12 protein-coding genes are annotated in these 12,392 nt (G+C 72.3%); 10 read left to right on the top strand and 2 right to left on the bottom strand.

Going from position 1 to position 12,392, the window contains the following annotated elements:
* Positions 1–30: 30 nt before the first annotated feature.
* The 7 genes from ftsZ to dnaE all read left to right on the top strand — a co-directional run bounded on the left by ftsZ (position 31) and on the right by dnaE (position 8,243).
* The gene (gene ftsZ / locus AES38_RS09015) at positions 31–1,170 is read left to right on the top strand and encodes a cell division protein FtsZ (RefSeq protein WP_053774680.1); all 1,140 of its coding nucleotides are present in this window, start codon (positions 31–33) and stop codon (positions 1,168–1,170) included.
* Positions 1,167–1,898 (top strand): YggS family pyridoxal phosphate enzyme, encoded by a 732-nt coding sequence (locus tag AES38_RS09010; RefSeq protein ID WP_081001878.1) that lies wholly within the window; start codon positions 1,167–1,169, stop codon positions 1,896–1,898. The genes ftsZ and AES38_RS09010 overlap by 4 nt, the downstream gene beginning before the upstream one ends.
* Positions 1,899–1,945: 47 nt before the next feature.
* Entirely contained in the window at positions 1,946–2,443 is a 498-nt protein-coding gene (locus tag AES38_RS09005) for a cell division protein SepF (protein ID WP_053774679.1), read from the top strand.
* Between the two features lie 67 nt (positions 2,444–2,510).
* Positions 2,511–2,810: a YggT family protein gene (locus tag AES38_RS09000; protein WP_053774678.1), complete on the top strand. Its 300-nt coding sequence runs from the start codon at positions 2,511–2,513 to the stop codon at positions 2,808–2,810.
* 139 nt (positions 2,811–2,949) lie between these two features.
* Entirely contained in the window at positions 2,950–3,603 is a 654-nt protein-coding gene (locus tag AES38_RS08995) for a DivIVA domain-containing protein (RefSeq protein WP_053774677.1), read from the top strand.
* 132 nt (positions 3,604–3,735) lie between these two features.
* The gene (locus AES38_RS08990; protein ID WP_053774676.1) at positions 3,736–4,653 is read left to right on the top strand and encodes an RluA family pseudouridine synthase; all 918 of its coding nucleotides are present in this window, start codon (positions 3,736–3,738) and stop codon (positions 4,651–4,653) included.
* A gap of 128 nt (positions 4,654–4,781) precedes the next feature.
* On the top strand, positions 4,782–8,243 hold the full coding sequence (gene dnaE, locus AES38_RS08985) for a DNA polymerase III subunit alpha (protein ID WP_053775746.1): 3,462 nt from the start codon (positions 4,782–4,784) through the stop codon (positions 8,241–8,243).
* 37 nt (positions 8,244–8,280) lie between these two features.
* On the opposite strand, the gene AES38_RS08980 is transcribed toward dnaE, so the two are convergent.
* Positions 8,281–8,796 (bottom strand): flavin reductase family protein, encoded by a 516-nt coding sequence (locus AES38_RS08980; RefSeq protein WP_053774675.1) that lies wholly within the window; start codon positions 8,794–8,796, stop codon positions 8,281–8,283.
* Between the two features lie 61 nt (positions 8,797–8,857).
* Here AES38_RS08980 and hisD point away from each other — a divergent pair, with 61 nt between their 5' ends.
* The 3 genes from hisD to AES38_RS08965 are packed head-to-tail and all read left to right on the top strand — an operon-like array spanning position 8,858 to position 11,741.
* A complete protein-coding gene (hisD, locus tag AES38_RS08975) occupies positions 8,858–10,162 on the top strand; it encodes a histidinol dehydrogenase (RefSeq protein WP_053775745.1) in 1,305 nt (434 codons plus the stop codon).
* Between the two features lie 17 nt (positions 10,163–10,179).
* Positions 10,180–10,653 carry a transcriptional regulator NrdR gene (gene nrdR, locus AES38_RS08970; RefSeq protein ID WP_053774674.1) on the top strand — a complete coding sequence of 158 codons (474 nt, stop codon included), beginning with the start codon at positions 10,180–10,182 and terminating at the stop codon, positions 10,651–10,653.
* 53 nt (positions 10,654–10,706) lie between these two features.
* Positions 10,707–11,741, top strand: coding sequence for a quinone-dependent dihydroorotate dehydrogenase (locus AES38_RS08965; protein ID WP_053774673.1), 1,035 nt, complete (start codon positions 10,707–10,709; stop codon positions 11,739–11,741).
* Positions 11,742–11,768: 27 nt separating this feature from the next.
* Here the strand turns inward: AES38_RS08965 and AES38_RS08960 are convergent, their stop codons facing one another.
* Positions 11,769–12,362 (bottom strand): DUF3043 domain-containing protein, encoded by a 594-nt coding sequence (locus AES38_RS08960; RefSeq protein ID WP_081001876.1) that lies wholly within the window; start codon positions 12,360–12,362, stop codon positions 11,769–11,771.
* Between the last annotated feature and the right edge of the window lie 30 nt (positions 12,363–12,392).

Raw genomic sequence — 12,392 nt, 5'->3', positions numbered from 1 at the left:
GGAGGTCGAAGGTTCTAGCGGAGGCCCGTCGTGTCGAACAACCAGAACTACCTCGCCGTCATCAAGGTCGTCGGCATCGGCGGTGGCGGCGTCAACGCCGTGAACCGCATGATCGAGCTCGGTCTGCGGGGCGTGGAGTTCATCGCGATCAACACCGACGCGCAGGCGCTCCTCATGAGCGACGCCGACGTGAAGCTCGACGTCGGCCGCGAGATCACCCGCGGCCTCGGTGCGGGCGCCGACCCCGAGGTCGGCCGTCGTGCCGCCGAGGACCACGCGGAGGAGATCGAGGAGGCCCTCGCGGGCGCCGACATGGTCTTCGTCACCGCCGGCGAGGGCGGCGGCACCGGCACCGGCGGCGCGCCCGTCGTGGCCCGCATCGCGAAGTCGATCGGCGCGCTCACCATCGGCGTCGTCACGAAGCCGTTCGGCTTCGAGGGCAAGCGCCGCTCGGCCCAGGCCGAGCTCGGCGTCGCGACGCTGAAGAACGAGGTCGACACGCTCATCGTCGTGCCGAACGACCGCCTGCTGGAGATCAGCGACCGCGGCATCAGCATGCTCGAGGCGTTCGCGACCGCGGACCAGGTGCTCCTCGCGGGCGTCCAGGGCATCACCGACCTCATCACGACCCCCGGCCTCATCAACCTCGACTTCGCCGACGTCAAGTCGGTCATGCAGGGCGCCGGGTCCGCGCTCATGGGCATCGGCTCCTCGCGCGGCGCCGACCGGTCCATCAAGGCCGCCGAGCTCGCGGTGGCGTCACCGCTGCTCGAGGCGAGCATCGAGGGCGCCCACGGCGTGCTCCTCTCCATCCAGGGCGGATCCAACCTCGGCATCTTCGAGATCAACGACGCGGCCAAGCTCGTGCAGGAGGCCGTGCACCCCGAGGCCAACATCATCTTCGGCGCCGTCATCGACGACACCCTCGGCGACGAGGTGCGCGTCACCGTCATCGCCGCCGGCTTCGACGGCGGCGAGCCGTCGGCCAAGGTCGAGAACCGCCGCAGCGGCTTCGTCGCGGCGGGCGGGGGAGCGGTCGCCGCTCCCGAGGCCCTCGAGCAGGCGCCCGCGCGCCCGCAGGCGGAGGCGCCCGTCGCCTCCGTGCCGGCCAGCGACCCGACGTTCGAGGACGACGGCGACGACCTGGACATCCCCGACTTCCTGAAGTGACGGACGCTGCGCTGACCGGCGGCGCGGACGCGTCGGACGTCCACCCCGGCGAGGCCCACCCGGGCCTCGCCGAGCGGTGGGCGTCCGTGCAGGCGCAGGTGGCCGAGGGGATCCGCGACGCCGGCCGCGCGCCCGACGAGGTGACCACGATCGTCGTCACCAAGTTCCAGCCCGTGTCGCTCCTCGGCGCCCTCCTCGACCTCGGCGTGCGCGACCTCGGGGAGAGCCGCCACCAGGAGGCGCAGGGCAAGGCCGCCGAGCTCGCGGGCCGGGACGTCGCCTGGCACTTCGTCGGCCAGCTGCAGGGCAAGAAGGCCAGGCAGGTGCGCCGCTACGCGTCCGTGATCCACTCCGTCGACCGGCCGTCCCTCGTGGACGCGCTGGCCTCCGACGAGCAGGCGACGCGCGTCTTCCTGCAGGTGAACCTCACCGACGACCCGGCCCGCGGCGGCGTCCCGCCCCGGGAGGCGGAGGCCCTCGCCGAGCACGCCGCCGCCGCGGCCGGCATCGACGTCCTCGGCGTCATGGCCGTGGCCCCCGACGACGGCGAGCCCCGCCGCGCCTTCGCCCGCCTGCGCGGCATCTCCGACGACGTGCGCCGGATCCTGCCCGACGCCCGCGCGATCTCCGCCGGCATGTCCGGCGACCTCCGCGAGGCGCTGCTCGAGGGCGCGACACACCTTCGGATCGGATCGGCAATCACGGGAAAGCGACCCGGCGGCCCTTAATGTCGGGAGTGCGGTCCGGTTCGGAGGCCGACCCGGAAAGAGGAATGATGGCCAACCCACTTCGCAAGACCATGGTGTACCTGGGACTCGCCGACGAGGAGCTCGAGTACCAGCAGGCGCAGCAGCAGCCCACGCCGCAGCAGTCGCCCGTGCAGGCGGTCCCGTCGCCCGCCCCGGCTCCCCAGCAGCAGCAGGCGAAGCGCGCACCCGTCACCCCCCTGCACAAGAGCTCGACCACCACAAGGAATGCGGCGCCGGCTGAAATGAACGAGATCCTCACCGTCCACCCCAAGGCCTACAAGGACGCGCAGGTCATCGCCGAGAACTTCCGCGAGGGCGTGCCGGTCATCATCAACCTCTCGCAGATGACGGACGACGACGCGCGCCGCCTCATCGACTTCGCGAGCGGCCTGTCGATCGGCCTCTACGGCAAGATCGAGCGCGTCACCGCCAAGGTGTTCCTGCTGTCGCCGTCGCACGTCGCCGTGTCCGGCGAGCAGTCGGCGACCGAGGCCGAGGTCGAGGCCTCCTTCTTCGGACGCTGATCCACCGAGCCCCCGAGATGGCGGGCGCCGACGGGACCTCCCATCGGCGCCCGCCATACTTGTCCCCGTGATCCTCGTCAACATCGTCGCCACCGTCCTGTGGTTCGCCCTCCTGGCGTTCATCATCTGCATGTGGGGCCGGTTCGTCCTCGACCTGGTGCAGTCGCTGTCCCGCCAGTGGCGCCCGCGGGGCGCGATGCTCATCGTCGCCGAGGCGTCGTACACGGTGACCGACCCGCCGATCGGCTTCGTCCGCCGCCTCATCCCGCCCCTGCGCCTCGGCCCGGTGGCGCTCGACTTCGGCTGGATGATCACGATGCTCGTCGCCATCATCCTGTTCAACGTCGCCAGCGGCCTGATGCGCTGAGGCGGGCACCGTCGCTGCGCCGATCCGTTCCCGGGTCCCCGGAGCGACGCGTTCCGCTGGTAGCGTTGGACCGCACGTTGTCCCGAATCCCCGTCCGCGCCCGCGGACCCCGCTCTACGCACAAAAGAGGTGGCAGGCCATGGCTCTCACTCCTGAAGACGTCGTCAACAAGCGTTTCCAGCCGACCAAGTTCCGCGAGGGATACGACCAGGACGAGGTGGACGACTTCCTCGACGAGGTGGTCGTCGAGCTCCGCCGCCTCACCCAGGAGAACGAGGAGCTGCGCCAGCGCCTCTCGTCCGGCGAGTCCGCCCCGGCCGCGACCACCGTCATCGACACCCCCGCGCCCGCCGCGGTCGAGCAGGCGCCCGTCGTCGCGGAGCCCGAGCCCACGCCCGAGCCCGAGCCGGCCCCCGCTCCCGTCGTCGCCCAGGCGCCCGCCGCCCCCGCGGTCGACGAGGACGACGAGACCTCCAGCACCAGCAGCCTCCTCAAGCTCGCCCGCAAGCTCCACGAGGAGCACGTCCGCGAGGGCATCGAGAAGCGCGACGCGCTCGTCGCCGAGGCGCACGCCACCGCCGCCCGCATCGCCGCCGAGGCCGAGGCCGAGCAGCGCTCGAAGACCGCCGTGCTCGAGAAGGAGCGCCAGGTCCTCGAGGGCCGCATCGACGAGCTCCGCACGTTCGAGCGCGAGTACCGCACGAAGCTCAAGGGCTACATCGAGGGCCAGCTCCGCGAGCTGGACTCCGCCGGTTCCTCCGAGGCGCCCGCCACCGCCTCGTTCGGCAACTAGCACCGCACCACCCGCGCGCCCGACGGCGGCGCGGGACCCGGCTCCACCGAGCCACGGGGTCCCGCGTCGCCGTCGTCGTTCCGCGACCCCCGCACCACCCTGAACCGCCGCACCGCACCGGAAGAGGTCCCGATGGAGCACCGCACCCTCCCCGTCCCCGACGGGCTCGACGGGCAGCGCGTCGACGCGGGCCTCGCCCGCCTCCTCGGCTTCTCGCGCAGCTTCGCCGCCGAGGTGGCGGAGGCCGGCGGCGTGACGCAGGACGGCCGCGAGGCCGGCAAGTCCGACCGGCTCGTCGGCGGATCCATGCTCGCCGTCAGCTGGCAGCCCAAGCAGGAGCCGTCGGTCGTCCCGCTCGCCGTCCCCGACCTCGGCATCGTGCACGACGACGACGACATCGTGGTGGTCGACAAGCCGGTGGGCGTCGCGGCGCACCCCAGCGTCGGCTGGACCGGCCCCACGGTGCTCGGCGCCCTGGCCGCCGCCGGCTTCCGCCTCAGCACCTCGGGCGCGGAGGAGCGGCAGGGGATCGTGCACCGGCTCGACGCCGGCACGAGCGGCCTGATGGTGGTCGCGAAGACGGAGCGCGCCTACACGGAGCTCAAGCGCCAGTTCCACGACCGCGAGGTCGAGAAGGTCTACCACGCGGTGGTGCAGGGGCATCCGGATCCGCTCGCCGGCACGATCGACGCGCCCATCGGCCGCCACCCGCGCAGCGACTGGAAGTTCGCGGTCACGGCCGACGGCAAGCCGTCCGTCACGCACTACGAGACGCTCGAGGCGTTCCGCCGCGCGGCGCTGCTCGAGGTGCACCTGGAGACGGGCCGCACCCACCAGATCCGCGTGCACATGGCGGCGCAGCGCCACCCCTGCGTGGGCGACGCGATGTACGGCGCCGACCCCACGATCTCCGCCCAGCTCGACCTGCACCGGCAGTGGCTGCACGCGATGCGCCTGGAGATCACGCACCCCGCCACGGGCGACCGCGCGTCGTTCTCGAGCACGTACCCGGCCGACCTGCAGCACGCGCTGGACGTCCTCCGCGACTGACCCGCGACACGCCCGCGAGGCCATCCTGGGCCTGCCTATGATGGCCCCACCCTCGACACGACCAGTAGAAGAGACCCGTGCCCCGCAACGACTCGTTCGTCCACCTCCACGTCCACAGCGAGTACTCGATGCTCGACGGAGCGGCCCGCGTCGGCCCGCTCGTGCAGGCCGCCGCCGAGCAGCAGATGCCCGCCGTGGCGATCACCGACCACGGGAACGTGTTCGGCGCGTACGACTTCTGGAAGCAGGCGAAGTCCGCGGGCGTGAAGCCCATCATCGGCACCGAGGCCTACATCACGCCGGGCACGCATCGCGGGGATCGCACGCGCGTGCGCTGGGGGGACGGCGGCCGGGACGACGTCTCCGGATCCGGCGCCTACACGCACCTGACGATGCTCGCCGAGACCACGGAGGGCATGCACAACCTCTTCCGGCTGTCGTCGCGGGCCTCGCTCGAGGGCTACTACTTCAAGCCCCGCATGGACCGCGAGCTCCTCAGCACCTACGCGAAGGGGCTCATCGCCACCACCGGCTGCCCGTCGGGCGAGGTGCAGACGCGGCTCCGCCTCGGGCAGTACGACGAGGCCGTGAAGGCCGCGAGCGACTACCGCGACATCTTCGGGGCGGGCAACTACTTCTGCGAGATCATGGACCACGGCCTCGGCATCGAGCGCCGGATCATGAGCGACCTCCTCCGCCTCGCCAAGGACCTCGACCTCCCGCTCGTCGCCACGAACGACCTGCACTACACGCACGAGCACGACGCGACGAGCCACGCGGCGCTCCTCTGCGTGCAGTCGGGCACCACCCTCGACGACCCGAACCGGTTCAAGTTCGACGCCGACGAGTTCTACCTCAAGACCGCGCAGCAGATGCGCCACCTCTTCCGCGACCACGAGGAGGCGTGCGACAACACCCTCCTCATCGCCGAGCGGTGCGACGTGCAGTTCAACGAGTCCGCGAACTACATGCCGCGCTACCCCGTGCCCGAGGGCGAGAGCGAGCAGACCTGGTTCGTCAAGGAGGTGGAGCGCGGCCTGGTCCGGCGCTACCCCCGGGGCTTCTCCGACGACGTGCGCAAGCGCGCCGACTACGAGGTCGGCGTCATCGCGCAGATGGGCTTCCCGGGCTACTTCCTCGTCGTCGCCGACTTCATCGGCTGGTCGAAGGAGAACGGGATCCGGGTGGGCCCCGGCCGCGGATCCGGTGCCGGCTCGATGGTCGCGTACGCGATGGGCATCACCGACCTCGACCCGCTGGAGCACGGCCTCCTGTTCGAGCGGTTCCTCAACCCCGACCGCGTCTCCATGCCCGACTTCGACGTCGACTTCGACGACCGTCGCCGCGGCGAGGTCATCCGGTACGTGACCGACAAGTACGGCGACGAGCGCGTGGCGCAGATCGTCACCTACGGCACCATCAAGGCCAAGCAGGCGCTCAAGGACTCCAGCCGCGTGCTGGGCTACCCCTTCTCCATGGGCGACAAGCTGACGAAGGCCATGCCGCCCGCGATCATGGGCAAGGACATCCCGCTGTCCGGCATCCTCGACACCGACCACCCGCGCTACCGCGAGGCGGGCGACTTCCGCGAGGTGCTCGCGATGGACCCCGAGGCGCAGAAGGTCTTCGAGACCGCGCAGGGCATCGAGAACCTCAAGCGCCAGTGGGGCGTGCACGCGGCCGGCGTCATCATGTCGAGCGAGCCGCTCATCGACATCATCCCGATCATGAAGCGGGAGCAGGACGGCCAGATCGTCACGCAGTTCGACTACCCCGCGTGCGAGTCCCTCGGCCTCATCAAGATGGACTTCCTGGGGCTGCGCAACCTCACGATCATCGACGACGCGCTCAACAACATCGAGTCGAACCGCGGCGAGAAGCTGGTGCTCGAGGACCTCGGCCTCGACGACCAGGGCGCGTACGACCTGCTCGCCCGCGGCGACACGCTCGGCGTCTTCCAGCTCGACGGCGGGCCCATGCGCTCGCTCCTGCGCATGATGAAGCCGGACAACTTCGAGGACATCTCGGCCGTCATCGCGCTCTACCGTCCCGGCCCCATGGGCGCCAACTCGCACACGAACTACGCGCTGCGGAAGAACGGGCTGCAGGAGATCACGCCGATCCACCCGGAGCTCGAGGAGCCGCTGCGCGAGGTGCTCGGCACCACGCACGGCCTCATCGTGTACCAGGAGCAGGTCATGTCGGTCGCCCAGAAGCTCGCGGGCTTCACTCTCGCGCAGGCCGACCTCCTCCGCCGCGCGATGGGCAAGAAGAAGAAGTCCGAGCTCGACAAGCAGTTCGCCGGCTTCTCACAGGGCATGATCGACAACGGCTACTCGATGGCCGCGGTGAAGGCGCTCTGGGACATCCTGCTGCCGTTCTCCGACTACGCGTTCAACAAGGCGCACTCGGCGGCGTACGGCGTCGTCTCGTACTGGACCGCGTACCTCAAGGCCCACTACCCGGCCGAGTACATGGCGGCGCTCCTCACGAGCGTCGGCGACTCGAAGGACAAGATGGCGCTCTACCTCAACGAGTGCCGCCGCATGGGCATCAAGGTGCTGCCGCCCGACGTCAACGAGTCCATCGGGTTCTTCGCCGCCGCCGGCGCCGACATCCGCTTCGGCCTGGGCGCGGTCCGGAACGTCGGCGCGAACGTCGTCGAGGCGCTCCGCGGGGCGCGCACCGAGCAGGGCGCGTTCGAGTCCTTCGACGACTTCCTCAAGAAGGTCCCGCTGCCCGTCGCCAACAAGCGCACGGTCGAGTCGCTCATCAAGGCCGGCGCGTTCGACTCGCTGGGGGACACCCGGCGGGCGCTGCTCGAGGTGCACGAGGGCATGATCGACGCCTCCGTCAGCGACAAGCGCGCCGCCATGAACGGCCAGGTCGGCTTCGACTTCGACAGCCTGTGGGACGAGCCGCAGCACGCGCGCAAGGTGCCCGAGCGGCCCGAGTGGGCGAAGCGCGACAAGCTCGCCTTCGAGCGCGAGATGCTCGGCCTCTACGTCTCCGACCACCCGCTCGCCGGGCTCGAGATCCCGCTGGCGAAGCTCGCGTCCACCGGCATCGCCGAGCTGCTGGCGACCGACGCGTCGATGGACGGCGAGACGGTCACGCTCGCGGGGCTCCTCACGAGCGTGCAGCACCGCACCGCGCGGAACTCGGGCAACCAGTACGGCATGGTGCAGCTCGAGGACTTCGGCGGCGAGATCACCTGCATGTTCATGGGCAAGGCGTACCAGGAGTTCGCGCCGGCGCTGCAGAGCGACACCGTCGTGGTGATCCGGGGACGCGTGTCCACGCGCGACGACGGCATGAACATCCACGCGTTCTCGATGTTCCAGCCCGACCTCGGGCAGAGCCTCGGCTCCGGGCCGCTGCTCATCAGCCTCGCGGAGAACCGCGCCACGACCGAGACCGTCATGGGCCTGAACGACGTCCTGATCCGCCACTCGGGCGACACCGAGGTGCGGCTGCAGCTCGTGAAGGGCGACAACGGGCGCGTCTTCGAGATCCCGTACCCGGTCACGGTGAGCGCGGACCTCTACGGCGAGCTGAAGTCGCTGCTCGGGCCGAACTGCCTGGGCTGACCCGCGGCTCGCGCGTCCCGCGCGCGGCTGCCGGCGCTCAGGCCTCGGAGCCCGGGCGGAGGTAGCGGCGCGCGTGGTAGACGAGCGGCTCGTCGTCGATGCCCGCGCCGCCGTCCTCGATCCGGACGACGACCACGATCGCGTCGTGCACGTGCACCCGCTCGACGATGCGGGCGACGAGGAGCGCCGTCCCGCCCGCGAGCACGGGCAGGCCGTGCGGGCCGGGGGACCAGTGGTCCCCGGCGAAGCGCTCGGCCGCCGGCCCGCTGAGGCGCTCCGCCAGGTGCCGGTCGCGGGCGCCGAGCACGTGGATCGCGACGTGGTCGGCGACCGCGATCGCCGCGGCGCTCGAGGCCGTGCGGGCGAGGCTGAAGCTCGCGAGCGGCGGATCCGCCGAGACGGAGGCGAGCGACGTCGCGGTGAAGCCGACGGGGGAGCCCTGGGCGTCGCGGGTCGTGACGACCGCGACGCCCGCGGCGTGGCGCCGGAACGCGGCGCGGAAGGCGGCCAGGCCCGGGGCCTCGGAGAGCGTGGTGGCGGGGTGCGCGTCCATGCCCCCCGACGCTAGCCGCCGGATCCGCCCGGCGCCCGCTCGGTAGACTTCCGGAGTCATGATGCGCATCCAGGACCTCCGCGGCACCACGCCCAGCACCGCCGACCTGCTCGACCTCCTCCCGCGTCCGGTCACCGACGTGGCCGTCGCGCTGGACGTCGCCCGCGAGCTCGTGGAGGACGTGCGCACCCGGGGGAGCGCCGCGCTCCTGGACCAGGCCGAGCGGCTCGACCGCGTGCGCCCGGCGTCGCTGCGGGTGCCCGCCGAGGCGATCTCCGCCGCCGTCGACGGGCTCGACCCCGCCGTCCGCGCCGCGCTCGAGGAGGCCATCCGCCGCGTGCGGCTCGGCTCCGCGGCGCAGGTCCCGCCGGAGACCACGACCACGGTCGTCCCGGGCGGGACCATCGTGCAGCGCTGGCAGCCGGTGCGCCGGGTGGGCCTCTACGTGCCCGGCGGCAAGGCCGTCTACCCGTCGAGCGTCGTGATGAACGTCGTCGCCGCGCAGGTCGCCGGCGTCGCGAGCATCGCGCTGGCATCGCCCGCGCAGGCCGCGCACGGCGGATCGGTGCACCCCGTCATCCTCGGCGCCGCCGGCCTCCTCGGGGTCGACGAGGTCTACGCGATGGGCGGCGCGGGGGCCATCGGCGCCTTCGCGCACGGCGTCGCCGACATCGGGCTGGAGCCCGTCGACGTCGTCACCGGGCCGGGCAACATCTACGTCGCGGCGGCCAAGCGGGTCGTCCGCGGCGTCACCGGCATCGACTCCGAGGCCGGCACCACCGAGATCCTCGTCATCGCCGACGCGCAGGCCGACGCGCGCCTCGTCGCCGCCGACCTCGTCAGCCAGGCGGAGCACGACGAGATGGCCGCGTCCGTCCTCGTCACCGACTCGCCCGAGCTCGCCCGCGCCGTCGACGCCGAGGTCGAGGCGCTGGCCGCGACCACGGGGCACTCGGGCCGCGTCGGGCAGGCGCTCACCGGCCCGCAGTCGGCGATCCTCGTGGTCGACGACCTCGCGACCGCGTGCCGCTACAGCGACGCGTACGGCCCCGAGCACCTGTCCGTGCAGACCGCCGACCCGGACGCCCTGCTCGGCCAGCTGCACAGTGCTGGGGCGATCTTCCTGGGCCCGCACTCGCCGGTCAGCCTCGGCGACTACCTCGCCGGATCCAACCACGTGCTGCCCACGGGCGGCCAGGCACGCTTCGGATCCGGACTCGGCGCGTACACGTTCCTCCGCCCGCAGCAGGTCGTGCGCTACGACGCCGACGCCCTGCGCCAGGCCGAGCCGATGATCGTCGCGCTCAGCCGGGCCGAGGACCTGCCCGCGCACGGCGACGCCGTGACGGCGCGCCTCACGCGCTGACGTATCCTGGCCACACGATGTTCTGCCCCTTCTGCCGCCACCCCGACTCCCGCGTCGTCGACTCCCGCACGAGCGACGACGGGCTGTCGATCCGACGGCGCCGGCAGTGCCCCGAGTGCGGCCGGCGCTTCAGCACCACGGAGACGGCGAGCCTCAGCGTGATCAAGCGCAACGGCGTGGTCGAGCCCTTCAGCCGGGAGAAGATCGTCACCGGCGTCCGCAAGGCGTGCCAGGGGCGTCCCGTCACCGACACCGACCTCGCGGTCCTCGCGCAGCGCGTGGAGGAGGCGATCCGGGCCACCGGGGCGTCGCAGATCGAGGCGAACGACATCGGGCTGTCGATCCTGCCGCCGCTGCGCGAGCTCGACGAGGTCGCGTACCTCCGGTTCGCCAGCGTCTACCAGGGCTTCGACTCGCTCGACGACTTCGAGTCGGCCATCGCGCAGCTGCGCGTCGCGCACGCCGCGGCCCCCGACGTCGACGCGGTCTGAGCCCGCCCGCAGGGCCGCCGGAGGGTCGTCCCGCACCCGCTAGCCTGGTGCCGATGTATCCCCTCCTCTTCCGCACGGTCCTGTCGCGCATGGACCCGGAGGACGCCCACCACCTCGCGTCCACGGCCATCGCCCTCCTCCCGCCGTCCGGCCTCGGCTGGATCGCACGTCGGCTGACGGCACCGGATCCGTCGCTCGCCGTCGACGCGCTCGGGCTGCGCTTCCCGTCGCCGTTCGGCGTCGCCGCGGGCTTCGACAAGGACGCTCAGGCCGTGCTCGGCCTCGGCCAGCTCGGCTTCGGCCACGTCGAGGTCGGCACCGTGACCGCCGAGGCCCAGCCCGGCAACCCGCGCCCGCGCCTGTTCCGCCTCATCGAGGACCGCGCCGTCATCAACCGCATGGGCTTCAACAACGGGGGAGCGACGGCCCTCGCCGACCGCCTCCGCCGCCTGCGCTCCCGGCGCGACCGGCCCGTCATCGGCGTCAACATCGGGAAGACCCGCGTGGTCGCCGTCGAGGACGCGGTCGCCGACTACGTGCGCACGACGCGGCTGGTGGCGCCCGTCGCCGACTACCTCGCCGTCAACGTCAGCTCGCCCAACACCCCGGGTCTCCGCGGGCTGCAGGAGATCGAGCTGCTGCGGCCGCTCCTCACCAGCATCCGCGACGCCGCCGGCGGCGTGCCCGTCCTGGTCAAGATCGCGCCCGACCTGCAGGACGCCGAGGTCGAGCGGATCGCCGAGCTCGCGACGGAGCTCGGCCTGGCGGGCGTCATCGCCACGAACACGACGCTCTCCCGCGCGGACCTGCGCACGGACGCCGCGGTCGTGGAGGCCGCCGGTGCCGGCGGCCTCTCGGGGGCGCCGCTCGCGGCGCGCTCCCTCGAGGTGCTCGGGATCCTGCGTCGTGCGCTGCCCGAGGACGCGTGCGTCATCTCCGTCGGCGGCGTGGACACCGCCGAGGACGTGCAGGCGCGGATCGACGCGGGCGCGACGCTCGTCCAGGGCTACACGGCGTTCCTCTACCGGGGTCCGCTATGGGCCCGGTCGGTGAACGCCGGGCTCCTGCGGATCCGTCGCGCCCGCTGACGACGCGGGCGCCGCGGCGGCCGGGGATCAGCCGAAGGTGACCTTCGCGCGGCGCTTCACCTGCGGCTTGGGGAGGCGCATCGGGCGCATCTGGATGGTGCGCATGCCCGTGTACCAGCGGATCCCGCGCTCGACCCGGTCGGCGCCGACGCGCTCGGCGATCGCGGCCCGCACGCGGCGGCCGGTGAGGTACGCGTCGATGATGGCGGCGAAGACGAACACGTAGATCGACAGCAGCGGGATGGCCGAGAGGCTCGGCACCACGAACGTGAGCACCACCACGACGCCCATGACGGGCAGCAGGAACTCGCCCACGCTCCAGCGCGCGTCGACGACGTCGCGGGCGTAGCGCTTCTGCGGGCCCTTGTCGCGGACGGGGAGGTAGCGCTCGTCGCCCGCGGCCATGCCGGCGTTCGCACGGGCACGCGCCTCGCGCGCCTTCTCCTTCGCCTGCTGCGCCGCCAGCTTGCGGTCCTGCGGCACGAGCGGGCGGAGGTTGGCGGCCTCCCGCTCCCGACGGGTGGGCGTGGGGCCCTTCTTCCCGTCGGCCGTGCGGCCGTCGACGGGTGCCGGGGCGCTCGTCTCGGCGGGGGTCTCTGCGGGGGTGTGCTGCTTCGCCACGTCTCTCGTCCTTGCCTGGAGTGAATCTAA

It is taken from the genome of Clavibacter capsici (assembly GCF_001280205.1).
Lineage (GTDB): Bacteria > Actinomycetota > Actinomycetes > Actinomycetales > Microbacteriaceae > Clavibacter > Clavibacter capsici.
The sequence above is the reverse complement of the archived record's forward strand: the minus strand, read 5'-3'. Positions and strand labels throughout refer to the sequence as shown.

What these genes read in the sequence shown, in the direction of transcription:
- AES38_RS08980 (WP_053774675.1), bottom strand. Translation starts at nt 8,796, where the DNA reads ATGGACGCGCACCCCGCCACCACGCTCTCCGAGGCCCCGGGCCTGGCC.
- AES38_RS08965 (WP_053774673.1), top strand. Translation starts at nt 10,707, where the DNA reads ATGTATCCCCTCCTCTTCCGCACGGTCCTGTCGCGCATGGACCCGGAG.
- AES38_RS09005 (WP_053774679.1), top strand. Translation starts at nt 1,946, where the DNA reads ATGGCCAACCCACTTCGCAAGACCATGGTGTACCTGGGACTCGCCGAC.
- dnaE (WP_053775746.1), top strand. Translation starts at nt 4,782, where the DNA reads ATGCTCGACGGAGCGGCCCGCGTCGGCCCGCTCGTGCAGGCCGCCGCC.
- nrdR (WP_053774674.1), top strand. Translation starts at nt 10,180, where the DNA reads ATGTTCTGCCCCTTCTGCCGCCACCCCGACTCCCGCGTCGTCGACTCC.
- AES38_RS08995 (WP_053774677.1), top strand. Translation starts at nt 2,950, where the DNA reads ATGGCTCTCACTCCTGAAGACGTCGTCAACAAGCGTTTCCAGCCGACC.
- AES38_RS08990 (WP_053774676.1), top strand. Translation starts at nt 3,736, where the DNA reads ATGGAGCACCGCACCCTCCCCGTCCCCGACGGGCTCGACGGGCAGCGC.
- hisD (WP_053775745.1), top strand. Translation starts at nt 8,858, where the DNA reads ATGCGCATCCAGGACCTCCGCGGCACCACGCCCAGCACCGCCGACCTG.